The organism is Streptomyces sp. NBC_00670 (genome assembly GCF_036226765.1).
Classification (GTDB): Bacteria; Actinomycetota; Actinomycetes; order Streptomycetales; family Streptomycetaceae; genus Streptomyces.
Genome location: NZ_CP109017.1, coordinates 498,672 through 524,225, shown reverse-complemented (window position 1 = coordinate 524,225; position 25,554 = coordinate 498,672). Strand labels below are relative to the sequence as shown.

The 25,554-nt window shown below is 72.9% G+C and carries 20 protein-coding genes and 1 pseudogene; 13 read left to right on the top strand and 8 right to left on the bottom strand.

Annotation, left to right across the window (positions count from 1 at the left end; genetic code table 11):
- Entirely contained in the window at positions 1-1,023 is a 1,023-nt protein-coding gene (locus tag OIE12_RS02210) for a zinc-dependent alcohol dehydrogenase (protein ID WP_329131093.1), read from the top strand.
- A 5-nt stretch (positions 1,024-1,028) separates the two neighbouring features.
- Positions 1,029-1,893, top strand: a pseudogene (locus OIE12_RS02205) (universal stress protein).
- A gap of 153 nt (positions 1,894-2,046) precedes the next feature.
- Here the strand turns inward: OIE12_RS02205 and adhE are convergent.
- The 4 genes from adhE to ppdK all read right to left on the bottom strand — a co-directional run bounded on the left by adhE (position 2,047) and on the right by ppdK (position 8,832).
- Entirely contained in the window at positions 2,047-4,704 is a 2,658-nt protein-coding gene (gene adhE / locus OIE12_RS02200) for a bifunctional acetaldehyde-CoA/alcohol dehydrogenase (RefSeq protein ID WP_329131091.1), read from the bottom strand.
- Between the two features lie 95 nt (positions 4,705-4,799).
- The gene (locus OIE12_RS02195) at positions 4,800-5,558 is read right to left on the bottom strand and encodes a CBS domain-containing protein (protein WP_329131089.1); all 759 of its coding nucleotides are present in this window, start codon (positions 5,556-5,558) and stop codon (positions 4,800-4,802) included.
- A gap of 88 nt (positions 5,559-5,646) precedes the next feature.
- A complete protein-coding gene (locus OIE12_RS02190; protein WP_329131087.1) occupies positions 5,647-6,030 on the bottom strand; it encodes a hypothetical protein in 384 nt (127 codons plus the stop codon).
- 105 nt (positions 6,031-6,135) lie between these two features.
- Positions 6,136-8,832: a pyruvate, phosphate dikinase gene (ppdK, locus tag OIE12_RS02185; RefSeq protein ID WP_329131085.1), complete on the bottom strand. Its 2,697-nt coding sequence runs from the start codon at positions 8,830-8,832 to the stop codon at positions 6,136-6,138.
- A gap of 267 nt (positions 8,833-9,099) precedes the next feature.
- On the opposite strand from ppdK, the gene OIE12_RS02180 reads away from it, so the two are divergent.
- The 8 genes from OIE12_RS02180 (at position 9,100) to OIE12_RS02145 (ending at position 19,899) form a co-directional block, all read left to right on the top strand.
- Positions 9,100-10,050, top strand: coding sequence for a universal stress protein (locus tag OIE12_RS02180; RefSeq protein WP_329131083.1), 951 nt, complete (start codon positions 9,100-9,102; stop codon positions 10,048-10,050).
- A gap of 248 nt (positions 10,051-10,298) precedes the next feature.
- Entirely contained in the window at positions 10,299-12,557 is a 2,259-nt protein-coding gene (gene pflB / locus OIE12_RS02175; protein WP_329131081.1) for a formate C-acetyltransferase, read from the top strand.
- Positions 12,554-13,303, top strand: a complete 750-nt coding sequence (gene pflA / locus OIE12_RS02170; RefSeq protein WP_329131080.1) for a pyruvate formate-lyase-activating protein — start codon at positions 12,554-12,556, stop codon at positions 13,301-13,303. The genes pflB and pflA overlap by 4 nt, the downstream gene beginning before the upstream one ends.
- Before the next feature lie 58 nt (positions 13,304-13,361).
- Positions 13,362-14,828, top strand: coding sequence for a GAF domain-containing sensor histidine kinase (locus OIE12_RS02165; RefSeq protein WP_329131078.1), 1,467 nt, complete (start codon positions 13,362-13,364; stop codon positions 14,826-14,828).
- A 120-nt stretch (positions 14,829-14,948) separates the two neighbouring features.
- On the top strand, positions 14,949-17,642 hold the full coding sequence (locus tag OIE12_RS02160; protein WP_329131076.1) for a bifunctional acetate--CoA ligase family protein/GNAT family N-acetyltransferase: 2,694 nt from the start codon (positions 14,949-14,951) through the stop codon (positions 17,640-17,642).
- Positions 17,643-17,654: 12 nt separating this feature from the next.
- Positions 17,655-18,386 carry a CBS domain-containing protein gene (locus OIE12_RS02155; protein WP_329131074.1) on the top strand — a complete coding sequence of 244 codons (732 nt, stop codon included), beginning with the start codon at positions 17,655-17,657 and terminating at the stop codon, positions 18,384-18,386.
- Between the two features lie 16 nt (positions 18,387-18,402).
- Positions 18,403-18,909 carry a flavodoxin domain-containing protein gene (locus OIE12_RS02150; protein ID WP_329131073.1) on the top strand — a complete coding sequence of 169 codons (507 nt, stop codon included), beginning with the start codon at positions 18,403-18,405 and terminating at the stop codon, positions 18,907-18,909.
- Positions 18,910-19,068: 159 nt separating this feature from the next.
- Positions 19,069-19,899: a universal stress protein gene (locus OIE12_RS02145; RefSeq protein ID WP_329131071.1), complete on the top strand. Its 831-nt coding sequence runs from the start codon at positions 19,069-19,071 to the stop codon at positions 19,897-19,899.
- Positions 19,900-20,011: 112 nt separating this feature from the next.
- Here OIE12_RS02145 and OIE12_RS02140 read toward each other — a convergent pair whose 3' ends face one another.
- Positions 20,012-20,593, bottom strand: a complete 582-nt coding sequence (locus tag OIE12_RS02140; RefSeq protein WP_329131069.1) for an Rv1733c family protein — start codon at positions 20,591-20,593, stop codon at positions 20,012-20,014.
- 242 nt (positions 20,594-20,835) lie between these two features.
- On the opposite strand from OIE12_RS02140, the gene OIE12_RS02135 reads away from it, so the two are divergent.
- Entirely contained in the window at positions 20,836-21,933 is a 1,098-nt protein-coding gene (locus OIE12_RS02135; protein WP_329131067.1) for a zinc-dependent alcohol dehydrogenase family protein, read from the top strand.
- Between the two features lie 79 nt (positions 21,934-22,012).
- On the opposite strand, the gene OIE12_RS02130 is transcribed toward OIE12_RS02135, so the two are convergent.
- Positions 22,013-22,594, bottom strand: coding sequence for an Rv1733c family protein (locus tag OIE12_RS02130; RefSeq protein ID WP_329131065.1), 582 nt, complete (start codon positions 22,592-22,594; stop codon positions 22,013-22,015).
- A gap of 155 nt (positions 22,595-22,749) precedes the next feature.
- Here OIE12_RS02130 and OIE12_RS02125 point away from each other — a divergent pair, with 155 nt between their 5' ends.
- Together OIE12_RS02125 and OIE12_RS02120 are read left to right on the top strand one after the other, a co-directional pair.
- A complete protein-coding gene (locus OIE12_RS02125) occupies positions 22,750-23,505 on the top strand; it encodes an OsmC family protein (RefSeq protein WP_329131063.1) in 756 nt (251 codons plus the stop codon).
- A complete protein-coding gene (locus OIE12_RS02120; protein WP_329131061.1) occupies positions 23,502-24,224 on the top strand; it encodes a CBS domain-containing protein in 723 nt (240 codons plus the stop codon). Before OIE12_RS02125 ends, OIE12_RS02120 begins: the two co-directional genes overlap by 4 nt.
- Before the next feature lie 95 nt (positions 24,225-24,319).
- On the opposite strand, the gene OIE12_RS02115 is transcribed toward OIE12_RS02120, so the two are convergent.
- Positions 24,320-24,949 carry a CBS domain-containing protein gene (locus OIE12_RS02115; protein WP_443053747.1) on the bottom strand — a complete coding sequence of 210 codons (630 nt, stop codon included), beginning with the start codon at positions 24,947-24,949 and terminating at the stop codon, positions 24,320-24,322.
- Between the two features lie 137 nt (positions 24,950-25,086).
- Entirely contained in the window at positions 25,087-25,542 is a 456-nt protein-coding gene (locus OIE12_RS02110) for a cyclic nucleotide-binding domain-containing protein (protein WP_329131057.1), read from the bottom strand.
- Positions 25,543-25,554: the final 12 nt, after the last annotated feature.

Sequence of the window (25,554 nt, the reverse complement as noted above, 5' to 3'; positions counted from 1 at the left end):
ATGAAGGCAGCGGTCGTGAAGGAATTCGGGGCACCTCTGGTCATCGAGGAGCGCCCCGACCCCGAGCCCGGTCCGGGACAGGTCCGCGTCCGCCTCGAGGCCTCCGGGCTGTGCCACACCGACATCCACGCCGCGCACGGAGACTGGCCGGTCAGGCCGACACCGCCGTTCGTCCCCGGCCACGAGGGCGTCGGCCTGGTGGAGGAACTCGGCGAGGGCGTCACCCACCTGTCGGTGGGACAGCGCGTCGCCGTGCCGTGGCTGGGGAGTGCCTGCGGGCGCTGCGAGCACTGCCTCTCCGGCTGGGAGACGCTGTGCGAGAGCCAGGTCAACACCGGCTACGGCTGCGACGGCGGCTACGCCGAGAAAATGCTTGCCCGTGCTGACTTCGCCCAGCCCGTGCCCGAGGGTGTCAGCCCCTTCGACGCCGCCCCGCTGACCTGCGCGGGCGTCACGACGTACAAGGCGCTGAAGGTCGCGGGGGTCGGCCCCGCCCAACTCGTCGCCGTATCCGGGGTGGGCGGACTGGGGCACCTGGCGGTGCAGTACGCGAAGATCGCCGGCGCCACCGTCGCCGCGATCGACGTCACCGACGACAAACTCGAACTCGCCCGGGAACTGGGCGCGGACGTCGTCATCGACGCCCGCTCCCAGGACGTCGGTGCCGAGCTGAAGCGGTACGGCGGCGCGCACGCCGCGCTCGCCCTGGCGGTGAACCCCGCCGCCTTCGCGGCCGTCAACGCCGGTCTCCGACGCGGTGGCAAGCTGGTCATGGTGGCCCTGCCCGCGCACGGAACCCTTGAGATACCGATCTTCGACACGGTGCTGAACGGCACTTCGGTGATCGGTTCCATCGTCGGCACCCGACAGGACCTCGCCGAGGTCTTCCAGCTGCACGCCGCCGGCCGGACGAGGGTCGTCCAGGAGACCCGGCCCCTCGCCGCGGTCAACGAGTCCATCGACGAGGTCCTGCGCGGCGACATCAAGGCCCGCATCGTCTTCGACCTCGGCGCGGGAGGATGAGACGGGTGAACCTGCCCCTGGTCGTGGGCGTCGACGGGTCCGACTCCAGCCTGCGGGCCGTCGACCGGGCGGCCGACGAGGCCGCTGCGCGGGAAGTCCCGCTGCGGATCGTGCATGCCTCCATGCGGGAGCGGTACGAGGGCCCCGCGCTCTCCTCCGCAACCGGCGGCCCGTCCGGGGGTGGGAGCGGCGAGGCCGTTCTGCGCGCCGCCGCGCCGCGGGCCCGCGCCGCCGGAGCGGCCTGTCGGTCACGACCGCGGTCGTGACCGAGGAACCCGAGTACGTGCTGAGCCACGAGAGCCGCGGAGCTGCCGCCGTCGTCGTCGGCAGCCGCGGCCGGGGCGCCCTCGCCGGGGCGCTGCTCGGTGCCGTCGGCCTGGCCGTGGCCGCCCATGCCGACTGCCCGGTCGTCGTGGTGCGCGACGGCCACGACGGCACGGCCGACGACGGCCCACGGCCCACCGGCGCCGTCGTCGGCGCGGCCGACACGCCGACGCCCGCACAGCGCTTCGTCTACGAGGAGGCCCGGCGCCGCGACGCCCCGCTCACCGCGGTACGCGCCTGGCGGTGCCCCTCGCACGACACCGCCGACCACCCGCTGCTCGCGGGGGAGGCCGAGCGGCTGCACCAGGAGCGGGCGACCGGACAGCTGGAGGCCGCCCTCGCCGACGCCCCGGCGGACGTGGAACTGCACCGGCGAACCGTCGAGGGCCCGACCGGCCGGGCCCTGCTCGACGCCTCCAGGGAGGCCGGTCTGCTGGTGATCGACCGCCGTCGGCCGGCACACCTGGGCCCCGCCCGGGAAGGGTGGCGCACCGAGTCCTTCACCATTCCTCCTGCCCCGTCGCGATCGTGCCCGACGAGGCGTGAACGACCGGTCCGAGGACGGTCGCCGGGGGGTGGGCGGTTCGCTGTGCGGACCGTCCACCCCCCTTACGCGGCATCGAACCGTTCGTGCGCGACGTCCGGGGCGGCGTCCTGGGCCCGGGAGACCGCCGCGTCGGACTCCCGGGCACCCACTCTTCAGCCGCCGTAGTAGGCGGCGCGCATCAGCTCCTGCATGTCTTCCAGCATCGGCATGCGCGGGTTGGCCGGTGCGCACTGGTCCTCGTAGGCGTTGAGGGCCTGCTGGGGGAGGGCGTCCAGGTATGTCCGCTCGTTGATGCCGAGGGCCTGGAACGTCGGCTCGATGCCCACGGCCTCCCGCAGGCGCTCCACGGCACGGGCGAGCGACTCCACGCCCTCGGCCGGGGTGGCGGCGGGCAGGCCGAGGGTGCGGGCGATGTCCTGGAAGCGCTCGGGCGCCCGGTACGTCTCGTACTTGGGCCAGCCGGTCAGCTTCGTGGGAACGGTGCCGTTGTAGCGGACGACGTGCGGCAGCAGCACCGCGTTGGTCCGGCCGTGCGCCACGTGGAAGGTCGCGCCGAGGGTGTGGGACATGGCATGGACGATGCCGAGGAAGGCGTTGCCGAAGGCCATGCCCGCGATGGTCCCGGCGTTGTGCATCTTCTCCCGTGCCTCCGCCGCCCCGTCGCGGTCGTTCACCGCTGCCTCGAGATGGCCGAAGACCAACCGGATCGCATGCAGGGCGAGGCCGTCGGTGAAGTCGTTGGCGTAGACGGAGACGTACGCCTCGATGGCATGGGTCAGGGCGTCGAAACCGCTGTCGGCGGCGAGCGACGGTGGCAGGGCGGTGGTGAGCAGCGGGTCGACGATGGCCACGCTCGGGGTGAGGGCGTAGTCGGCCAGCGGGTACTTCTTGCCGGTGGCCGGGTCGGAGATGACGGCGAACGGGGTGACCTCCGCGCCGGTGCCGGAGGTGGTCGGCACGCAGACCAGGCGGGCGAGCGCGCCCGGTGTGGGGAAGCGGAAGGCGCGTTTGCGGATGTCGGAGAACTTCTGCCGCATGTCGGCGAAGTCGATCTCGTGGCCGGCGGCGTGCTGCTCGTACAGCAGCCACATCACCTTGGCGGCGTCCATCGGGGAGCCGCCGCCGAGCGCGATGATCGTGTCGGGCCGGAAGTCCCGCATGAGACGGGCGCCGTCCTGCACGGAGTCGATGCTCGGTTCGGGCCGGACGTTGTCGATGATCTGGAGGGTGACCGGTTCGCGTCGCTGTTGCAGGACGCGGGTGATCCGGTCGACGAAGCCCAGACGGGTCATCGTCGCGTCGGTGACGACGGTGACGCGGTGGACGTCCGGCATGGAGGTCAGGTAGCGGATGGCCTGCGGCTCGAAGTAAATCTTCGGCGGCACCTTGAACCACTGCAGATTGTTGCGGCGGGTGGAGACCCGCTTGACGTTCAGCAGTTGGGCGGCGGAGACGTTGTTGGACACCGAGGTGCTTCCCCAGGAACCACAGCCCAGCGTCAGCGAGGGAAGCAGGCCGTTGTAGATGCCGCCGATGGCGCCTTGCGAGGAGGGAGCGTTGACGATGATCCGCACGGTCTTCATGCGCATGCCGTACGCCTCCGCCAGCGCGGTGTCCTCGGTGTGGATGACGGCGCTGTGCCCCTGTCCGTGGAAGGCGACCATGTCGGTGGCCAGGTCGAAACCGTGGCGCTCGTCCCGAGACCGCAGCACGGCCAGCACCGGGCACAGTTTCTCCCGCGTCAACGGCTCGTCCGGACCGACCCGTTCCGCTTCGACCAGGATGACCGAGGTGCCGGCGGGGACCGCGAAACCGGCCTGCTCGGCGATCCATGCGGGGCTCCGTCCGACGGCGGTGGCGTTGACCTTGGGTTCGCAGCCGGCGCCTGGGCCACCGGCGGCGGGGAACAGGAAAGCCTCCAGCTTCGCCTTCTCCTCGGCGGTGGCGAGGTGGGCGTGCAGGCTGCGGAACTCGGCGAGTGCCGCGTCGTAGATGCCGGTGTCGAGGATGACGGCCTGCTCGGAGGCGCAGATCATGCCGTTGTCGAACGACTTGGACAGGACGAGGTCGTTGACGGCCCGGCGCAGCTTGGCGCTGCGGTGCACGTAGGCGGGGACGTTGCCCGCGCCGACCCCCAGGGCGGGTTTCCCGGCGGAGTAGGCGGCCTTGACCATGGCGTTGCCGCCGGTGGCGAGGATCAGCGAGACACCCGGGTGCCGCATCAGCGCGGTGGTCGCCTCGACCGACGGCTGCTCGATCCACTGCACGCAGTGTTCCGGCGCGCCCGCGGCGACGGCCGCGTCCCGCACGACACGCGCCGCTTCGGCGCTGCACCGCTGGGCGGAAGGGTGGAAGGCGAACACCACGGGGTTACGGGTCTTCAGCGCCATCAGCGCCTTGAAGAGCGTCGTGGAGGTCGGGTTGGTCACGGGGGTGACCGCGGCCACCACGCCCACCGGCTCCGCGATCTCGACCATGTCCTCGATGTCGTCACGGGCTATGACCCCGACGGTCTTCATATGGCCCATGCTGTGCGTGACGTGCTCGCACGCGAACATGTTCTTGGCGGCCTTGTCCTCGAAGACCCCGCGTCCGGTCTCCTCGACGGCCAGGCGGGCCAGCGCGGTGTGCTGGTCGAGGGCGGCGACCGAGGCCTTCTTCACGATGTGGTCGACCTGCTCCTGCGTCAGGCCCTCGTAGTCGGCGAGCGCCTTCAGACCGGCCGTGACCAGCCGGTCCACGGCGACCGCGGTGTCGGACGGGACCTCCGTGCCGGCCGTGGCGTGGGTCCGCGCGTCCTGTCGGATCATGATGGTCCGCCTCCGTCGTCAGGGGCCGTCGTGCGAGTACGACGGCGCCGGGCGGGAGCGGCTCCGCCGGCGGAGACCGCTTCCCTCGTCCACTCTCACGCGGGATCCGGGGCCGCCGCAGGCCCCGAAGGACCCCCGTCCGACCCGTCCGGCCCGGGGCGGACAGGGACCCTCGGCCCTCCGGCCCGGCCGCCGGCACCCGGCGCCGCAGGGTGCGCGGCCCCGGTGCCGGCCTCTGCCGGCGCGCAGTCGTCGACGTCGAACGTCAGCCCGTTCACCACCCCGACGACGCCCTCCAGCTGCCACACCGCGTGGACGGCCTCCGGGACGCGGCTGCGCGATCCCACGCGGCCGTCGAGGGCGACCACTCCGTCGCGGACCGACACGGCGACGTCCTGGGGCCGCAGCCCCAGACGGCCGACGAGGACCTCCTCGGTCACCTGGCGTCCGATGTCGTCGTCCGTCCGCAGGAAGATCCGCAGCAGGTCCCGGCGGGTCACGATGCCGATGAGGCGGTCCTCCTCGTCGGTCACGGGGAGCCGCTCGACACCGCGGCGTTCCATCAGCCGCGCCGCGTCCGGGACGGTCTGCTCCGGGTGCACGGTGACCGCCGGTGTCGACATGAGGTCCCCCGCGGTGACGGCACCGGTCGGGTTCCGGTCCGACCGGTCCGCCTGCGTGCGCACCAGGTCGGTGCCCGAGATCACGCCGGCCACCTTGTCGTCGTCGTCGACCACGGGCAGCCCGCTGATGCGATGGTGGTCGAGCAGCCTGACGAGATCCTTGAAGGACGTCGTGGGCCGGGCCCGGACGACGTCGCGGGTCATCACCCGACCCACGGTGTGAGATGTCATTGCGGGGCGCTCCTTCGCCGGGGACGTCGCCGGAACGGCGGAAAGCGGATCCGGATCGGGCCGCTCCCGCCGGGCCGACGCGATGTCTTCACTGCTCGGGGCCGCCGCGCCACGGGGGAGGGGTGGCCGTCCTGCGGGTCTCCTGTGCGCGGTGTGCGGTGCGTTCCGTCCGGTCGCGCAAGCGGTCGTGAAGACGGTCGGCGAGTTCCCGGGCGCTCGCTTCGCGCGCGTGGACGACCACGAGGTCGCTACCCACCCGGACCTCGATACCTGCCGACCACGGCAGCTCGACGTGGTGCGCCGAGGCCCTGACGACCCGCACCTCACCGCTCACGGGCGGCAGCCCGGGCCGGTCCAGCGCCGTGCCGATCTTCTCGCGGAGGTATGCCAGTGTCTCCTCGTCCACATCCCCGTCGGCCCGCACCCGCACGGTGCCGGCGCCGTTGCGGGTGCCGATGTCCTTGGCAGTCATGTGCTCCACTCCTCGTGATCGTCGTCGCCGGTGCCGCAAGCCTGCTGTTCGGTACCGCTGCGGTCCCGGGGCCGGGCGGCCCAGGACCGGTGCCGAGGGTCCCGTTCACCTGCTGTCGCTGACGTCGGTCCCCTCCAGCGCGGCCCGTCCGGCTTCCAGCCGGGCGACCGGCACCCGGAACGGCGAGCAGGAGACGTAGTCCAGGCCGGCGCTGTGGAAGAAGTGCACGGAGTCGGGGTCGCCGCCGTGCTCGCCGCAGACACCGATCTTCAGACCGGGACGTGCGGCGCGGCCCTCGTCGACCGCGATCCGCACCAGCCGCCCCACACCGTCGCGGTCGAGGGTCTCGAACGGTGAGGTGGCGAAGATCCCCTTGTCGAGGTAGGCGGAGAAGAACGCCGCCTCGACGTCGTCGCGGGAGAAACCCCAGGTGGTCTGGGTGAGGTCGTTGGTACCGAAGGAGAAGAACTCCGCCTCGGCGGCGATCCGGCCGGCCGTCAGTGCCGCCCTCGGCAGTTCGATCATGGTGCCGACCGGACAGCGCACGGGAACGCCGGACTCCCGGGAGACCTCGGCGAGGACGCGCTCCACCTCCTCGCGCTCGATGCGCAGTTCCTCCACGGCGCCGACCAGCGGCACCATGATCTCCGCCTGGGGGCTTCCTCCGGCCTTCGTGCGCTCCACGACGGCTTCGGCGACGGCTCGCACCTGCATGGCGACGAGTCCCGGCACGACCAGACCCAGACGGACGCCGCGCAGACCGAGCATCGGGTTCTCCTCGTGCGTGCGGTTGACCGCGTCCAGGAGATCGGCGTCGTGCGGGCCGGGTACGGCACCCCGGGCCTCGGCGGTGGCGATGCGTACGGCGAGCTCGGTGCGGTCGGGCAGGAACTCGTGCAGCGGCGGGTCGATGAGCCGGATGGTGACCGGCAGACCGTCCATCGCCTCCAGGATGCCGATGAAGTCCTGCCGCTGGAGCGGCAGCAGCGCGCCAAGGGCCTGGTCGCGCTCCGCCTCGTCGCGGGCCAGGATCATCGCCTCGACCAGCTTGCGGCGCTCCCCGAGGAACATGTGCTCGGTACGGCACAGCCCGACGCCCTGCGCGCCGAACCGGCGGGCCCGGGCCGCGTCCTCGGGGGTGTCCGCGTTGGCACGCACCTCCAAGCGCCGCACGGTGTCCGCCCGGTACAGGGCGCGGGCCACCGCGGCGACCAGCCCGTTGGCGTCCTCGTCCGTGGAGCCGTCCTCCAGATACCTGATGACCGCCGAGTCCGTCAGCGGCACCGTACCCGCGTACACGGCCCCGGCCGATCCGTCCACGGAGACGACCGTGCCCTCCTCGACGACCGTGCCGTCCGGGGCGGTGCAGCGCCTGGCACCGGTGTCCACGGTCAGTGCCTCGGCGCCGCACACGCAGACCTTGCCCATGCCGCGGGCGACCACGGCCGCGTGACTGGTCTTGCCACCGCGGCTGGTGAGGACGGCCTGGGCGGCGAGCATGCCGGGCAGGTCGTCGGGGGTGGTCTCCTGGCGCACCAGCACCACCTTCTCGCCGGCCGCCGCCCGGCGCACCGCCGAGGATGAGTCGAAGACCGCGGCACCGACCGCGGCACCGGGCGAGGCCGGGATGCCGCGGGCGAGCGGAGCACCGGTTCCCGAGGTGTCGAACCGGGGGAACATCAGCCGGGCCAACTGCTCCCCGCCGACCCGTGCCAGAGCCTCGTCCGACGTGATGAGTCCCTCGTCCACGAGTGCGGCGGCGATCGCGAAGGCGGCTTCGGCGGTGCGCTTGCCGACCCGGGTCTGGAGCATCCACAGCGTGCCGCGCTCGATGGTGAACTCGATGTCGCACAGGTCGCGGTAGTGCCGTTCCAGGGTCTCCATGTGCGCGCGCAGCCGGGTGTGGGAGGCGGGGTCCAGGCGTTCCAGCTCGGTCAGCGGCACCGTGTTGCGGATGCCCGCCACGACGTCCTCGCCCTGCGCGTCGGGCAGGTAGTCGCCGTACATGCCAGGCCGTCCGGTGGCCGGATCGCGCGTGAAGGCGACCCCGCTGCCCGAGTCGGACCCGAGATTGCCGAACACCATGCGCTGCACGGTGACAGCCGTGCCCAGGTCGTCCGCAATGTGCTCGCGCCGCCGGTAGAGCCGCGCCCGTTCGCCGTTCCATGACTCGAACACGGCCAGTACCGCGCGGCGCAGCTGCTCGGCGGGGGACTGCGGGAAGTGCTCGCCGGTCTCCCGGCGGATCAGCTCCTTGTACGTCTCGACCAGCCCGGCCAGGTCGTCGGCCGTCAGATGCACGTCGTCCGGAACCTCGCGCAGCTCCTTGAGCGCCGTGAGGGCATGCTCGAAGTGCGTGGAGTCGACGCCCATCACCGTACTGCCGAACATCTGCACGAGACGGCGGTAGGAGTCCCAGGCGAAGCGCTCGCTGCCGGACACCTTGGCCAGACCGAGGACGGACTCGTCGGTCAGGCCGATGTCGAGGATCGTCTCCATCATGCCGGGCATCGAGAACCGGGCGCCGGAGCGCACGGACACCAACAACGGGTCCTCCGGCTGTCCCAGCGGCCGGCCCGCGGCGGTCTCGATCGCCGTCAGGTGTGCGGAGACCTCCTGCCACATGCCCGCGGGCTCACCACCGGTGTCCAGGTAGGCCCGGCACGCCTCGGTGGTGACGGTGAATCCCGGGGGCACGGGCAGGCCCAGCCGGGTCATCTCGGCGAGGTTCGATCCCTTGCCGCCGAGCAGGCCGGCCATGTCCCGGCTGCCCTCGGCGAAGTCGTACACGTAACGGACCATGACGCGCGCTCCTCGGCTGGGGGCCTGGTCCCTCCAGCGTCGAACGACGCGGGCACCTGCGCGAGGCGCCGGCCGTCCCTTCGGGAAGGCCGACCGGCCCTGTGTCCGCGCCGGTCGGGCAGAGCCCCGTACCCGGGCCGGCCCACCGGCGCCGCGGACGGGGCCGGAAGAGCCCCGCACCGGGGCCGAACAGCCCTGGAGCCGTCGCTGTCCCGGGAGGAGGCTCGGGCACATCGAGAGATGCACCGACCCGGGAGGGGACACGTCATGCCGCACGACATCGTCGTAGGGGTCGACGGCTCGCCCGCGAGCCTTGCCGCCGCACACTGGGCGGCCCGAGAAGCGCAACGGCGGGGGGCCGGCCTCGGCCTGGTGCACGCCTGGCACCGCCATCCCCGCCCTGCGGCCTCCGTCCCGCTGGACCACACCGAGCACGGCTGGGCCGAGGAGATCCTCCAAGAAGCCGTACGGAGCATCCGGGCGGCACACCCCGCGCTGCACGTCACCGAGCGGCTGGTGTGCGACTCGGCGGTCTCCGCGCTGGTCGCCGCGGCCGCCGACAGCGACATGCTGGTGCTCGGCTCCCTCGGCCTGGGTCCCCTCTCCGGGTTCATGACGGGGTCGGTGTCCCGGCGCGTCGTGGCCCGCTGCACTCGCCCCGTGGTGCTGGTGCGGGCCGGGCGGGGCGCGACAGAGGACCATCTGCCCGCCGTGGACGGCGTCGCCCCGGACGAGATCGCGGCGACCCCCTACCGCGAGGTCGTCCTCGGGCTGGACACCGATCGCCCCTGCGACGAGGCCATCGCGTTCGCCTTCGAAGCCGCCCGGTGCCGTGGCACCGGTCTGCGGGTGGTCCACGCCTTCCGCGTGCCCGTCCGGCCCGCGTCGGACGCCTCGCTGGTCACCGCTCCTCCCGCCTCCCCGGGCCCGGTACCGGCCCCGCGGGCGCCGGTGACGGCGCAGGCGCGGGCTGACGCGGAACGCGCGGTGACCGCGGCGCTCCGCGCCTGGCGGGAAAGGTACCCCAGCGTTCCGGTGACCGAGTCGGTCACTGAGGAACGGGCGGCGGTCGCCGTGGTGCGCGCGGCACACGGCGCCGGCCTCCTCGTGGTGGGCCGCCGCGCGACCGGGCACCGCATCGGAGCCCACACGGGCACGGTCACGCATGTCGCGCTGCACCACGCCGACTGCCCCGTGGCCGTGGTACCGCACGACTGAGCGTGCCGCCCGGACACCGTCGCGGGCCCCCGGTCGGCGGTGGGAAGCCGCACAGCACCCCGGGGAGAGCCGGCCATGATCCCACCGACCACGGCCGGCTCTCGTCCGCTGCCCCCGCACGGGGAGAGGGCCCAACGTCCCGGCCGGCCGGGACCACAGGGGCAGGCCGGTGCCCTGTCCGGCACTCCCCGCCTTCCGTGCGCGCGACGAGTATCGACAGGGAAGGAAGACCGACGAGAGGATCCGTGATGACCGCGACGGTGACAGCCGGCCCCCGGACCGCCGACGCCTGGCGGCACTTCGCCGGAGAGGGATGGCGTCGGCGCATCGACGTGCGCGACTTCATCCAGACCAACTACACGCCCTACGAAGGCGACGCATCCTTCCTGGCCGGACCCACGGACCGCACCCGCGAGGTGTGGGAGAAGGTCAGCGCGCTGTTCCCCGAGGAGCGCAGCCGGGGCGTCCTCGACGTGGACGCCGCGACGCCCTCCACGATCACCTCGCACGCCCCCGGGTACATCGACCGGGACCGCGAACTGATCGTCGGCCTGCAGACCGACGCCCCGCTCAAGCGGGCGATCATGCCCAACGGCGGCATGCGCATGGTGGAGAACAGCCTGAAGGCGTACGGCTACGAACCCGACCCCTTCGTCACCAAGGTCTTCGGCACCTACCGCAAGACCCACAACGACGGCGTGTTCGACGCCTACACCCCCGCCATGCGCGCCGCCCGCAAGGCGGGCATCATCACCGGACTGCCGGACGCCTACGGCCGCGGCCGCATCATCGGCGACTACCGGCGCGTCGCGCTCTACGGCACCGACCGGCTCGTGGCGGCCAAGCGTGCCGAGCGCGCCCTGCTGGACACCCGGCCCTCCGGCGCGGACGTCATCCGCGACCGCGAGGAACTCGCCGAGCAGATCCGGGCGTTGGACGAGCTGACCCGGATGGCGGCAACGTACGGGTGCGACGTCACCCGGCCCGCGACCACCGCCCACGAGGCGGTCCAGTGGCTCTACCTCGGGTTCCTCGCCGCGGTGAAGGAGCAGAACGGCGCGGCGATGTCGCTGGGCCGCACCTCCACCTTCCTCGACGTCTACCTCCAGCGTGACCTGGACGAAGGACTCCTCGACGAGTCCCGCGCCCAGGAGCTGATCGACGACTTCGTCATCAAGCTGCGCATCGTGCGATTCCTGCGCACCCCCGAGTACGACGCGCTGTTCTCCGGCGACCCGACCTGGGTGACGGAGTCCATCGGCGGCATCGGGGCCGACGGCCGGCCGCTGGTGACCCGCACCTCCTTCCGTTTCCTGCAGACCCTGTACAACCTCGGGCCGGCACCGGAGCCCAACCTGACGGTGCTGTGGTCGCCCCGGCTGCCGGACGGCTTCAAGAGGTTCTGCGCGCAGGTCTCCATCGACACCAGCGCCGTCCAGTACGAGTCGGACGACCTGATGCGCCCGCGCACCGGCGACGACACGGCGATCGCCTGCTGCGTCTCCGCCATGGCCGTGGGCAAGCAGATGCAGTTCTTCGGCGCCCGCGTCAACCTCGCCAAGGCCCTGCTGTACGCGGTCAACGGCGGCCGGGACGAGATGACCGGCGCCCGCGTCGCTCCCGAGATGCCCCCGCTGACCGGCGAGTACCTCGACTACGAGGAGCTGTCGGCCGCCTACGACCGGGTCCTGGACTGGCTGGCGGAGACCTACGTCGACGCGCTCAACGTCATCCACTACATGCACGACAAGTACGCCTACGAGCGCATCGAGATGGCGCTGCACGACCACCCCGTGCACCGGTTCATGGCCTGCGGCATCGCCGGCCTGTCCGTCGCCGTGGACAGCCTGTCCGCCGTGAAGCACGCACGCGTGAAGGTGATCCGCGACGCCACGGGGCTCGCCGTGGACTTCGAGACCGAGGGCGCGTTCCCGGCGTACGGCAACAACGACGACCGGGCCGACTCGATCGCCGTCGGCCTGGTGGAGTCGTTCATGGCCAAGGTCCGCCGGCACCCCACCTACCGGGACGCCGAGCACACCCAGTCCGTGCTGACCATCACCTCCAACGTGGTCTACGGCAAGCACACCGGCAACACCCCCGACGGGCGCCGCGCCGGGCAGCCCTTCGCGCCCGGCGCCAACCCGATGAACGGCCGCGACCGGCACGGCGTCGTCGCCTCCGCGCTGTCGGTGGCCAAACTGCCCTACGAGGCGGCCCGCGACGGGATCTCGCTCACGACGACGATCACCCCCGAGGGACTCGGGCACGCCCCCCAGGAGCGGGCCGGCAACCTGGTCGGCATCCTCGACGGCTACATGTCCGCGGGCGGCTTCCACATGAACGTCAACGTCCTTGACCGGGCCACCCTGGAGGACGCCATGGAGCACCCGGAGAAGTACCCGGAGCTGACGATCAGGGTCTCCGGATACGCCGTCAACTTCGTCCGCCTGACCCGTGAGCAGCAACTCGACGTGATCAGCCGCACCTTCCACGGAACGCTGTGAGCGCCGTGGCCGCGCGGCCGGTCACCGGCCGGATCCACTCCTGGGACCTGTCCACCGGCGTGGACGGTCCCGGGACCCGGTTCGTCCTCTTCCTCAGCGGCTGCCCCCTGCGCTGCCTGTACTGCGCCAACCCCGACACCTGGCACATGCGCGACGGGCGCACGGCGACAGTGGACGAGGTGATGGCCGAGATCGAGCGGTACCGGCCGTTCCTCACCGCCGCCGGCGGCGGCGTCACCCTCACCGGCGGGGAGGCGCTGCTCCAGCCGGCCTTCACCGCCGCCCTGCTGCGCCGCTGCAAGGAGGCCGGCCTGCACACCGCCCTCGACACCTCCGGCTTCCTCGGCGCCCGGGCGAGCGACGCACTCCTCGCCGACACCGACCTGGTCCTGCTGGACATCAAGTCCTTCGACATCGGCACCTACCGGGCACTGACCGGAGGCGACCTGGCCCCGACCCTGGCCTTCACCACCCGCCTGAACCGGCTCGGCGTGCCGATGTGGATACGGTACGTGCTGGTGCCCGGCTGGACCGACGACCTGACCGCCGTGGACGGCCTCGCCGAGTTCGTCGCCGGCCTGGACACCGTCGACCGCGTGGACGTCCTGCCGTTCCACAAGCTCGGCGCACCCAAGTACGAGGCCCTCGGCATCCCGTTCCCCCTGAAGGACACGCCCGCCCCCGACCCCGCCCTCACGGAGCGGGTCCGCACCCGGTTCCGCGCCCACGGAACGGCGGTCTACTGACCGCGCGCAGTGCCGCCGCAGGGGCCCGGCTCGCCCCGGTTCCGTCGCGCCGCTGCGCATGGACGCGCTGCTGAGCGAGTTGCAGGAGCAGGTGGAGCGAGTGCGCGGCGGCCGGGACCGCGTGGAGACGCTGCTGGACGCGGTGGTTGCCATCGGCAGCGACCTGGAACTGGAGGACCTGCTGCGCAGGATCGTCCAGTCCGCCGTCGACCTGGTGGACGCCGAGTACGGCGCTCTGGGAGTGCTGGGGGAGGAGGGCACGATCCGGCAGTTCATCACTGTCGGCGTGGACCGGGAGACGATCGAAAGGATCGGCCACTACCCCGAGGGGCACGGCATTCTCGGTCTGCTGATCCGCGAGCCCCACCCGCTGCGCCTGGAAGACCTCGGAAGACATGCGGACTCGGTGGGCTTCCCGGCGGGCCACCCGCCCATGCGCACCTTCCTCGGCGCCCCCGTACAGATCCGGGACACGGTGTTCGGCAACCTGTACCTCACCGACAAGCGCGGCGGACTGCCGTTCGACGCCGACGACGAGGCGGTGCTGCGCAGCCTGGCGGCGGCCGCGGGCGTGGCGATCGACAACGCCCGCCTGTACGAGGGCAGCCGCCACCGCGAACGGCGCCTCACGGCGAGTGCGGACATGACCCGTGCCCTGCTGTCGGGGACTCCCCCAGAGGACATCCTGCGCTCACTGGCCGACACCGTGCGTGAGATGACCGGAGCCGACCTGGTCACCCTCGCCCGGCCGCTGAGCGCGGGGGAGGAACTGGTGGTGGAGGCCGCCGCCGGTGAAGGGGCGGACAAGGTGAGGAGCCTCGTGCTGGCCGCCACCACCCTGGCGGCCAAGGTGTACGCCACGGGGGAGCCCGTCACCAGCGAGGCACTCAGCGATGATTCCCGCACCGTGGGAGGCAGCGCCTCCGTCCTGTCGCTGGGACCCGCCTTCTTCGTGCCGGTCGCGGACGCCGAGCGAACGCGGGGCGTGCTGCAGGTGGCGAACGTGCCCGGCAGACCGCCGTTCAACGCGGCCGTCGTCGACATGGTCCTCGCCTTCGCGGACCAGGCGGCCCTGGTGCTCCAGATCGCCGAGCACCGCCGGGACGCCGAACAGCTGGTACTCCTCGGCGACCGGGACCGTATCGCCCGCGATCTGCACGACCAGGTCATCCAGAGGCTGTTCGCCGACGCGCTGACACTGCAGGCGGCACTCGGCAGGGTCCGTGACCAGCCGGTGGCCGCCGAACGCATCCAGCGTGTCGTGGACGCGGCCCGGCACGCCGGGGCCACCGGACCGGAGGTCGCCGTCGAGGCCTCCGCGCGGACGCTGAGGCTGACCGTCGCCGACAACGGACGCGGCATCGACCCGGCCGTCGCCCGCCGCAGCGGCCTGGCCAACCTGCGCAGCCGTGCCGAGGAACTCGGCGGCGCGTTCCGGCTCACCGGCGGCGAGCCGACCGGGACGGTCCTGGAATGGACCGTCCCCCTACCCGGTGGCGCAGCCGTCGGCGACGCGCCCACCTGAATTCGACGAGCCCGGGGGCCGATCGGCCCGTGAGTCACCCCCGGTCGGCCCATGCGGACCGGGCCACCGGGCCGGATGCTCGAAGCGTAGGAAGGACGCCAACGCTTCGAGGAGACCGTGATGAAGGACGTCATGCCGCCCCGCCCTCCGGTGCACGCGCTGCTCGCGGACGGCACCACGGTCGGCATCCGTGCCGTGGCCCCGGAGGACCACGACCAACTGGAGGGGCTCTACCAGGAGATGTCGCCGGAGAACCTGCGCAGGCGGTTCTTCTGCACCGGTGCCCGTCCGGGCCGCCTGGCGGCCGACGAGGCGTGTGCGCCGGCCCGGCCCGGGCACCGCGCCCTGCTGGCCGAGCGCGCGGGCCAGGTCATCGGCCTCGCGGAGTACCACACCGACGACACGGGGAACCGGGCCGATGTCGCCGTCGCGGTCGCCGAAGGGCTCCACCACCGGGGTGTGGGAACCCTGCTCGTCGAGCACCTGGTCTCGCGGGCCCGGGCCGACGGTATCACCGCCCTCACCGCCGACGCGCTCAGCGACAACCACGAGATCCTGCGGCTCTTCACCGACCTCGGTCTCCACTCGACCCGACGCTTCGAGGGCCCCGAGGTCCGGTACGTCATCGCGCTGGAGGAGGACGACACCTACCTCGCGGCGACCGAGGCCCGCGGCCGGACGGCCGACATCGCCAGCCTGACGCCCCTGCTGAAGCCGCGGACCATCGCGGTGGCCGGGGCGGGGCGCCACCCCGGTTCGGTGGGCCGCGCGCTGCTGCACCACCTGCGTGAGGACGGCTTCACCGGCCGTCTGTTCGCCGTCAACCCCCGGGCCAAGGCGATCCTGGGAGTGCCGTCCTACCCGTCCGTCGGCGCGTTGCCCGTCCCCCCGGACCTCGTGGTCGTCGCCGTTCCGGCGGCCGCCGTGCCACCCCTCGCCGAGGAATGCGGCAAGGCGGGCGTACGGGCCCTGGTCGTTGTCAGCGCGGACCTCGACGCCGCGCAGGCGGAGGCGCTGCTCGCCTCCTGCCGCACGTACGGCATGCGCATGGTCGGCCCCAACTGCCTCGGCATCGCCAACACCGATCCGTCCTGCCGGGTCGACGCGACCTTCGCCGCCGCGCATCCGCGCACCGGCACCGCGGGCGTCGCCGTCCAGTCCGGCGGTGTGGGCATCGCCCTCCTCGAAGGGCTGTCCCGGCTCGGCATCGGCGTCTCGACCTTCGCCTCACTCGGCGACAAGTACGACGTCAGCGGCAACGACATGCTCCAGTGGTGGGAGGGCGACGGCCGTACCGACCTCGCCCTGCTGCACCTGGAATCCTTCGGCAACCCCGCCGCCTTCTCCCGCACCGCCCGGCGCGTCACCCGCCGTCTGCCGGTGCTCACGATCGACGCCGGGCGCACCGACGCAGGTCGCCGCGCCGCCGCCTCGCACACCGCCGCCGCGGCCACCGGCACGATGACCCGGCAGGCCCTGTTCACCCAGGCGGGCATCACCGCCACCCGCTCGGTGGGCGAACTGCTGGAGACCGCCGCCCTGTTCCATGCGCAGCCCCTGCCGAAGGGCACCCGGGTCGTCGTGATCACCAACGCGGGCGGCGCCGGAGTCCTGGCCGCCGACGCCTGCGCCGAAGCCGGCCTGACCCTGTCCCCTCCCGGCCGCGAGCTCGCCGAGGATCTGCCGGCCCTCCTGCCCGAGGGCGCCGCCGTGGGCAACCCGGTGGACGTCACCGCCGCCGTGACCGAGGATCAGCTCCAGGAGTGCCTGGACCGGGTCGTGGCCCAAACCGCCGTCGACGCCGTCCTCGTCGTCCTGGTGCCCACCGCTGTCGCCTCCGCGACCGGTGACGACCTGGTACGGGCCGTCACCCGGGGCCCCGGCCGGCGGGCCAAGCCCGTCACGGTCGTGCGTCTCGAACAGGACGTGCCGGTCACCTTGCTGCCCGTGCCCGACGGCGAGGCGGTCCCGTCGTACGCCGAGGCCCGGGCAGCCGCGGGGGCGCTGGCCCACGCCGCCCGCCGAGCGGCCTGGCTCGCCCGGCCCGCCGGTACCGTGCCGGAACCCGAGGGCGTCGACCGGGCCCGCGCCCACCGGGTGGCCGAGGACTTCCTGGCCACCCACCCCGACGGCGGCTGGCTCGATCCGCGCGCCTGCGCCGATCTGCTGGCCTGCTACGGCATCCCCCAACAGCCCTGGGAGTGGGCGGAGTCGGAGGACGAGGCCGTGCTCGCCGCCGAGCGGCTGCGCGGCCCCACCGGCGCGGTGGTCCTCAAGGCGCACTGGCCCGGACTGGTGCACAAGAGCCTCCAGCACGCCGTCCACCTCGACCTTCGCGACGAGACCCAGGTACGCGCCGCCTTCCAGGATCTGCGGGCGCGGTTCGAAGGACTGATGACCGGGGTCGTCGTCCAGCCGCTCGCGGCCCGCGGGACCGAACTGTTCGCGGGCGTCGTCCAGGACGGCGTCTTCGGCCCCCTCGTCGTCTTCGGACTGGGCGGTACCGCCACCGAGGTACTCGCCGATCACGCGGCCTGCCTGGCCCCGCTCACCGACCACGACGTGCACGACCTGATCACCGCCCCGCGCTGCGCCCCGCTGCTCTTCGGCGCGCTCGGAGGCGGTCCCGTCGACCTGCCGGGTCTGGAACAGGTGCTGCACCGGACGTCCTGCATGGCCACGGACCTGCCGCAGCTCGCCGAGGCCGACTTCAACCCGGTTCTCGCCCGGCCCGGCGGCGTCACCGTGCTCGACGCGCGGATACGCCTGCTGCCGCGCCCGTCGCAGGACCCCTATTTGCGCCGACTGCGTTGAGGAGGAACGGACATGAGGCAGATGAAGGTCGGCTCCGTGATGACCACCGATGTGGTGCACGCCGAGTACGACACTCCCTTCAAGGAAGTCGCCAGGGCGCTGGCCGGACACCGGATCGGCGGGCTGCCCGTGGTGGACGAGGACGCGCACGTACTCGGCGTCGTCTCCGAGACGGACCTGATGATGCACCAGGCCGAGACGCGACTCGCCCACGAGCCGCCCCGGCGGCCGCGGTTCTCCTGGCTCACGCCCCGCGCCCGCCGGCGGGCAGCGAAGGCCCGGGCCCGCACCGCGGGCGAACTGATGACGACCCCCGCTGTCACCGTGCACGCGCAGGACACCGTCGTCGAGGCTGCCCGCGCCATGGTCCGGCACCAGGTGAACCGGCTGCCGGTACTGGACGAGGAGGACCGGCTGGTCGGCATCGTCAGCCGCCACGACCTCGTACGGACCTTCCTGCGCACGGACGAGGAGATCCACGACGAAGTGGTCCACGAGGTACTGGAACGCGGACTCTGGCTGGGCCCGCACGGCATCGACGTGACCGTGGCCGAAGGCGTCGTCACGCTGCGGGGCCACATGGAACGCAAGAGCGAGACCGAGATCGCGGTGGCCATGACCCGGCGGACCGACGGGGTCGTCGACGTCGTCGACAGGCTCACCCACCGTTTCGACGACTCCCGGCCGCAGCCCGGCACCCCCGCCGTGCACGGGGTGGCGGACGACTGGCTGCGACATCTGTGAAGGGAGGCGGGCCGGCATGACGAAACGGGTGCTGATCGCCTACGGATCGGCCAACGGATCGACGGCGGGGATCGCCGAGACCGTGGCCCGCGTACTGCGGGAGGACGGACTCACGGCCGAGGCGCTCCCCGCCCGGTCGGTGACGGACCTCAACCCCTACGACGCCGTCGTGGTCGGCGGCGCTCTGTACGCCGGGCGCTGGCACAGGGATGCCCGCCGCTTCGTCCGGCGGTACCGCGAGGACCTGGCGGTGCGGCCGGTGTGGTTCTTCAGCAGCGGTCCGCTCGACGACACGGCCTCGGGCCAGGACCTTCCGCCCGTGCCCGGCGTACGGAAGGCGATGACGAGGCTGGACGTGCGTGAGCACATCACCTTCGGCGGCCGCCTTGCCGAGGAGGCCGGGGGACGGATGGCCCGGATGCTGCTGCGGGACGGAAGGGGCGGCGACTTCCGCGACCTTGCCGCCACGGAGACCTGGGCGGCGCGCATCGCCGGCGAACTGGGGGGCGTACCGCACGGCTGAACGGAGCGGCCCGGGACGGCACGACCGGACCGGGCCGTCGCCGGGCGACGGCGTTCGGTGCCGCTCGGGGAGGGCGGCGATTGTGGGGGCACGGGCACGCCCGCCGGCGGACTCCTCCCTCCTGTACACGTGTTCGAGCGCGACGACCGAGGAGGAATGATGCGGGAGCGTCATGTGGTGGTGGGGGCGGACGGTTCGCCGGTCTCCACCCGGGCACTGGACGTCGCGGCGGACGAGGCGGCCCACCGCGGCTGTGCGCTGCGTGTCGTGTACGCGGTGTCCGACCGCGACGAGGCCGCGCCGATCCTGAACTACGCGGCGGAGCGGGTGGCGGCACGGCACCCCGGCGTCCCGGTGGAGACGGAGGCCCCGGAGTGCGGCGTGGTACGCGCCCTCGTGCGGGCCGGTGAGAGTGCCGCCCTCGTCGTGGTGGGCCACCGGGACCTCGGCCGGATCGCCGGGCTCGTCCTGGGCTCGGTCGGCCCCCGGCTGGCGGCGAGCACGCGGGCACCTCTGCTCGTCGTGCGCGGTGACCACACGGCCGACGGGGGCGGTGACGTGCTGCTCGGCCTGCGGGACACCACCGGCGGGCGGGCGGCGCTCCAGGCCTTCCGGGAGGCGGAGCACCGGGGGGTCCGCCTGCGGGTCCTGCGGTCGGTGAGTCACTGGTACGACGTACCCTGCGACCCGCTCCCGGCGCGCCCGGAAGCGGGCCTCGAACCGGACGGTTCCGTCCGGCCGAGTTCCGTGACGACGGCCCCGGCGCCTACCGGCATCGCCCTGGCGCGCGAGTTGCACCCGTCGGTCGAGGTGGACGCCCGAACCGTGCGCACCGCGCTGACCCGCGCGCTCCCGCGCGCCACGGGGGAAGCGGCCGTCGTGGTGATCGGAACCCGCCGGCACACCGGCCCCGTTCCTCGGCCGGACCGGCTCGTGCGCGCGCTGTTGCGCCACTCCCGCTGTCCCGTGCTCGTCGTCCCGGAGACCTGACCGGCGGCGCGCCCGTGCGGTGTCGTACCCGCACGCTGCGCGCCGCCGGACCACGAGTGCCGCGCGGGGCGACGACCGGGACCGCGCGGGCTCCGTGGCCGGCCGGCGCCGCTCATCCCGTCCTCTGGGTCCACCGCGGACCGATCAGCTCCCACTCCGCGCCCCATTGGCCGAGCCGGCGCCGATCGAGCCACCACCGGGCCGACGAGGCGCCCGCGAAGACGGCCCCGGCAAGTCCCGCCGCGGCCAGCAGACCGAGCGAGCCCGCCTCGACGGCGGCCTCCGTGCGGCCGGTGGGCTCCGTGGTGAGGGACCCGTGCGCGTCCTGCCACACCTTCACGGCCGCTCCCGGCCGCAGGCCCGTGCTGACCAGGGCGCGGCCGGTGTGCGTGGTGCCGTCGGAGGCCGTCCAGCGAACCGTCGCGGGGGCCCGGTAGCTCTCGCTCGTGACCGCCGCCGTACTCCTGGGGACCTCGCCCACGAGCACGGCGGTGACCGCCCGCCGTTCCGTACGCTCCCGGGCGAACACCTCGTGTGCGGCGTGCGCCGTCACCAGCCCGACGACGGCACCTCCGACCAGCACGCTCACCCACATCACCAGCACGACCCAGGCTTCGGCCACGTCGTCACGCCGCCGCAGGGCATTGCGCCGCCACCGCCACAGTCGTCTCCGTGTACTCCTGTGCTCGTGCATCCTCCACCTCCTCGTCGTACCTCTCGTCGTACTTCGAACATGACAGCGAAGCCGGTCGGCCGCATGGGCCGGTCAGGCGGTGTGAAGGGGGCCGGTCGGCCCGAGCGAGCTCCGGCGTGCGGAGGAAAACTGGAGATGTGGGGCTTTTCGTCCCACAGGTGCTCGTGGGCCCGGACCCGTGGCCACCGGCCGGTCGGGTCCACACGCCTTCCGCACGAGACAACGAAGGGGTGAGGTGCGACATGAAGGGTTACGTGTTCCACGGGCCCGGACGATCCGCATGGGAGGACGTCCCGGACCCGGACCTCAAGGAGCCCACGGACGCGATCGTGCGGGTGGACGCCGTCACGATCTGCGGCACGGACCTGCACATCCTCAAGGGGGACGTACCCGAGGTACGGCCGGGCACCGTCCTCGGCCACGAGGCGGTCGGTGAGATCGTCGAGGTCGGTGCCGACGTGCGCACCGTCCGCCCCGGAGACCGGGTCCTGGTGTCCTGCATCACCGCCTGCGGCCGGTGCCGGTACTGCAGGGACGGTGCGTACGGCCAGTGCCTCGGCGGGGGCGGCTGGATACTTGGGCACCTGATCGACGGGACCCAGGCGGAGTACGTCCGCGTCCCGCACGCCGATCTCTCCGTGCACCCGCTGCCCGGCGCGGTCCCCGACGAGGAAGCCGTGCTGCTGGCCGACATCTTCCCCACGGCCTACGAGGTGGGTGTCCTCAACGGACGCGTCCGCCCCGGAGACACCGTCGTCGTGGTCGGAGCCGGCCCCGTCGGGCTGGCGGCCATCGCCACGGCCCGGCTCTTCTCGCCCGAACGCGTCATCGCGATCGACGTCGCCGCGGCACGGCTGGAAGCCGCACGGAGCATGGGCGCCGACGCGGTCGCCGACGCGCGGGAGGACCCCGCCCAGCTGGTCGCGGACCTGACCGGCGGACTCGGCGCGGACGTGGTCGTCGAGGCGGTGGGCGTGCCGGAGACCTTCGAGCTGTGCACGCGCATGGTGCGCGCCGGAGGACACGTCGCCAACGTGGGCGTCCACGGCAAGCCGGCGACGCTGCACCTGGAGGACCTGTGGATCAAGAACCTGACGCTCACCACCGGGCTCGTCGACACCCGCTCCACGCCGACGCTGCTGCGCATGGCGGCGGCCAGCCGGCTGCCCCTGGGGGACCTGGTGACCCACACCTTCCCGCTCGACCGCATGGAGGAGGCCTACGACGTCTTCGCACGGGCCGCCGACACAGGGGCACTCAAGGTCGTCCTCGGTGGGCCTCAACGCGAAGTCGTCGCCGTTGGCGCGGAGGAGGCAGCCGCCCGTGGGACGGGAAGCTGACCACCCTGATGCCGGAGGGCGACACCGGCCGCTCTCCGGCAACCCGGCGGGCGGGACGGGAATCGTCCGGTACCTGACCTCAGTTGGCCGTCCGGCCCCACCGGGACCCGAGCTGCCGCCAGTCCGCTTCCCAGGCGCGACGGCGCCGCCTGTCGAGGACGACACCAACGCCGTGAGCGCCGGCGGCCGTCACCGCGACGACGGCGACCGAAGAAGCCACGCCCGTGAAGGCGGAGTCGACCGCGATCCGGGTCGCGGTCGGCGGCGCGGAGGTGAGTCTGCCCCGCCGGTCGGTCCACAGCGTGAGCCGCGCGCCGGCGCCCAGTCCCTGGTCGACCAGGGACCTCCCGGTGTGCCGGATGCCGTCCGCGGTCGTCCAGCGGACCGTGGCGGTGACGCGTCCCCCGGCCAAGCCGGTGCTCCCGCTGCTCCCGGACCCGTCCTCGAGGAGGGTGGCGGTGACGGGATACCGCTCGGCGCGTTGCTGCGCGGCCGCGTGCGCCGAGAGCCGCGCTCCCAGCACACCCGCGAGCGGAGCCGCCACAGCGACGACGAGCCAGACGACCAGCAGGACCCAGGCTTCCAGCACGTCCTCACGACGGCGCAGCGGGTTGCGGCGCCAGCGCCAGAGCGCCCGGTGAACGGCTCCGTCTCCGCGCATCGTGCTCACCTCCGGCCTCCCCTCCAGCCTGGCGCGGGAACCGGTCGCCCGGCGAGGGCCGTTCGGTCCCCGCCCCCGACGCACAAGGGGACGTTCGGAGCGGGACGCGGGGCCGGCGGGCCCGCGACGCCCGCGGGGCGGTGGTGCTGCACTGGATGGTGCAGGCGTGCCGGCGCGACCGGCCGGTGGGCGACGACATACAGGAGGCCGAGATGAACATGAAGACGCACTGCGGCCGCACGATCGGAGTCACCCGCCTCGCCCCACCGGGACTGCCGCCCCGTACGGCACGAGTGGTGCTCAGCGCCCCCTTCGTTGCCCGCGACGACGAGCGCGACGACGAGCCGTGGCTGTCGCTCACGTCCGAGGAGGCGCGTCGTCTCGCCGGGCTGCTGTTGTTCCAGGCCGCCGCGGTGGACCCCGAACCCGGCGGTGTGCCGGGTGAGGCCGAGGTGGTGCCGATCGCGGGCGACGCGTACGAGATACGCGTCCGGGGCCATGTCCTGACCGTCGATCAGCCGACCGACGCGGGAGGCAAGAACACCGCGCCGACCCCGGTGGAACTGTTCGTGTCGGCGGTGGCCTCGTGTGCCGCGCACTACGCGGGGCGCTTCCTCGACCGGCACGACCTCACCCGGGACGGCCTGCGCGTCCGCGCGGAGTTCCGGACCGCCGACGACCGCCCGCCCCGTGTCGCCGCGCTCTCGCTGGTGGTCGAGGCGCCCTCCTTGCCGCCGGAACGACTGGCCGCGCTGCGTGCCGTGGTCTCCCACTGCACGGTGACGAACACGCTCGCCCGGCCACCGGAGGTGTCCCTGGAGGTCCGGAGCGCCGAGAGCGGCACCGCACCGCGGTCCGCCGGACCTGGAAGTGTCCGCGACGGTGTCCACGATCAGCGGGAGGCGTCATGAAGGAGCGCGTGCACACAGTGGGCGACGTCATGACACGGAGGGTCGTCGCACTGGCGGCGGGCGCGATGTTCAAGGACATCGTGCGAGCCCTGGAGACACAACGCATCAGTGCCTTCCCCGTCGTCGACCGGTCCAAGAAGGTGGTCGGCGTCGTCTCCGAGGCCGATCTGCTGCGCAAGGAGGAGTTCCGCCCGGACGGCGAAGACCGGACCCGCGGGCCGGCGGCCCGTCCGTCCGCCCGCTCGGACAAGGCATACGCGGTCACCGCGGCCGAGCTGATGACCTCGCCCCCCGTCACCGTCGGCCCCGAGGCCACGCTCGCCGGTGCCGCCCGCCTCATGGCGCGGCACGGGGTAGGGCGTCTGCCCGTTGTCGACGCGGACGGTGTGCTGCGAGGCATCGTCAGCCGTTCCGACCTGCTTACGGTCTTCCTCCGTCCCGACCAGGACATCGCCGAAGAAATCCGCAGGGAAGTCGTCGGCGGCCGGTTCCCGGAAGGCATGGACTCCGTCCATGTCGAGGTGCACGAAGGCGTGGTCGTGCTCACCGGCCGCGTCAGCGACACTTCCCTGGTCCCTCTGGCCGAACGTCTGGTGCGCTCGGTCGAGGGAGTGGTGGACGTACGGTGCGCGCTCACCCCGCCCCGGCACCGCCCTGTCCTGGAGCCGGACCTCGCGTACGAGGACCGCCGCGCACCCGAGGCGCCGGACACCGCGTGAGCGGCTTCCCGCTGGGGCGAGGAGCGGTCAGGCGGTCGCCGAGTACAAGGACGGCGTACGGAGGATCACGGTCCCGGTCACGGAACCAGGACGCGTCACGTCTCGCCGGTGGCCGTCTCGTCCGCCAGGTCCCATTCGACGTCGACCACGCCCTCCACAGTCCGCGCCATGCGCGTGGCGAGGGGTACCACGGAGGTGTTCACGACTCGCCCGGTGAGGGTGACGACGCCGTTCGACACCCGCACCCCGACCTGCCCCTGGAACGCCGGCACGAGTGGTTCGACGACGTCCCGCCGCACCTCCTCGGCCAGTTCCTCGTCGGTGCGCAGGAAGACCTTCAGCAGATCCGCGCGGCTGACCACGCCCTCGAGCAGCCCTTCGGCGTTGACGACGGGCAGCCGCTTCACCCTCCGCCGGGCCATGATGCGCGCGGCCTCGCCGAGGGTGGCCCCGGGATGGACGGTGACGGCCGGAGCCGTCATGACATCGGCGGCGTTCAGCCCGCCGGCCTTCGCCAGATCGGGCAGGCGGCGCAACTGCGTGAGCCGGTCGGGATCGCTGTCGCGGAACTCCTCCTTGAGCAGGAGGTCGGCCTCGGAGACGACACCGACGACGCGCCCCTCGCCCTCCAGGACGGGCAGGGCGCTGACCTTCCACTCCTGCATGAGCGTGACGACGTCCTTGAACGGGGCATCCCGGCCCACAGCCACAGCGGTGTGGGTCATGACGTCACTCACGGTGTGCGGGCCTCGCATGGTCTCCTCCTCGGAATCGCTGCCCGGTGGCGCGGAGCGGGGACGGGGGAGGGGACAGACCCTGCCCCGCCCCCTCGTGGCGCCACGCCGGGTACGGTGTCCCCGCCTCAGGCGGGAGTTCCGCTGCCGTGCGGCGCGTACAGGTCCAGCAGGCGGATGCGTGAGATGTGCAGCCGATCCGCCACCACCTGGCCGACCCAGGTGACGACCGCCCGGCCGAACTCGGGATCCCGTGCGCACGCGGCCCGTACCGTGTCCGCGTCGAACTCCCAGGCGCGCACGGGGCTGAGCGCTTCGGCACCCAGGTGCCACCGGTACGGAGGGAAGTGCCAGGACCAGCCGAGCAGTTCCCCGTGCCCCAGCGAGTCGACGGCGGCAGAGGGCCGGCCGGGTACGCTCACGTCCAGGACGACGGTTCCGGTGCGGATGATCCAGAACCGGTCGGCGGGCTGACCTTCGTCGAACAGTCGCGTGCCTGAGGGGAACGCGGCTTCGCGAGCGATCCGCAGCAGCCGTTCCCGATGCTCCTTCGTCATTGCCCTGGAAAGGGGGATGTCGGTCATCGTCCCGTCTCC

Coding starts and splice junctions, on each gene's coding strand:
- OIE12_RS02155 (WP_329131074.1), top strand. CDS start 17,655: ATGAGGCAGATGAAGGTCGGCTCCGTGATGACCACCGATGTGGTGCAC.
- OIE12_RS02140 (WP_329131069.1), bottom strand. CDS start 20,593: ATGCACGAGCACAGGAGTACACGGAGACGACTGTGGCGGTGGCGGCGC.
- OIE12_RS02130 (WP_329131065.1), bottom strand. CDS start 22,594: ATGCGCGGAGACGGAGCCGTTCACCGGGCGCTCTGGCGCTGGCGCCGC.
- OIE12_RS02145 (WP_329131071.1), top strand. CDS start 19,069: ATGCGGGAGCGTCATGTGGTGGTGGGGGCGGACGGTTCGCCGGTCTCC.
- OIE12_RS02125 (WP_329131063.1), top strand. CDS start 22,750: ATGGTGCAGGCGTGCCGGCGCGACCGGCCGGTGGGCGACGACATACAG.
- OIE12_RS02110 (WP_329131057.1), bottom strand. CDS start 25,542: ATGACCGACATCCCCCTTTCCAGGGCAATGACGAAGGAGCATCGGGAA.
- adhE (WP_329131091.1), bottom strand. CDS start 4,704: ATGATCCGACAGGACGCGCGGACCCACGCCACGGCCGGCACGGAGGTC.
- OIE12_RS02150 (WP_329131073.1), top strand. CDS start 18,403: ATGACGAAACGGGTGCTGATCGCCTACGGATCGGCCAACGGATCGACG.
- OIE12_RS02165 (WP_329131078.1), top strand. CDS start 13,362: ATGGACGCGCTGCTGAGCGAGTTGCAGGAGCAGGTGGAGCGAGTGCGC.
- ppdK (WP_329131085.1), bottom strand. CDS start 8,832: ATGGTCCGTTACGTGTACGACTTCGCCGAGGGCAGCCGGGACATGGCC.
- OIE12_RS02135 (WP_329131067.1), top strand. CDS start 20,836: ATGAAGGGTTACGTGTTCCACGGGCCCGGACGATCCGCATGGGAGGAC.
- pflB (WP_329131081.1), top strand. CDS start 10,299: ATGACCGCGACGGTGACAGCCGGCCCCCGGACCGCCGACGCCTGGCGG.
- OIE12_RS02195 (WP_329131089.1), bottom strand. CDS start 5,558: ATGACATCTCACACCGTGGGTCGGGTGATGACCCGCGACGTCGTCCGG.
- OIE12_RS02160 (WP_329131076.1), top strand. CDS start 14,949: ATGAAGGACGTCATGCCGCCCCGCCCTCCGGTGCACGCGCTGCTCGCG.
- OIE12_RS02210 (WP_329131093.1), top strand. CDS start 1: ATGAAGGCAGCGGTCGTGAAGGAATTCGGGGCACCTCTGGTCATCGAG.
- OIE12_RS02190 (WP_329131087.1), bottom strand. CDS start 6,030: ATGACTGCCAAGGACATCGGCACCCGCAACGGCGCCGGCACCGTGCGG.
- OIE12_RS02115 (WP_443053747.1), bottom strand. CDS start 24,949: ATGACCCACACCGCTGTGGCTGTGGGCCGGGATGCCCCGTTCAAGGAC.
- OIE12_RS02180 (WP_329131083.1), top strand. CDS start 9,100: ATGCCGCACGACATCGTCGTAGGGGTCGACGGCTCGCCCGCGAGCCTT.
- OIE12_RS02120 (WP_329131061.1), top strand. CDS start 23,502: ATGAAGGAGCGCGTGCACACAGTGGGCGACGTCATGACACGGAGGGTC.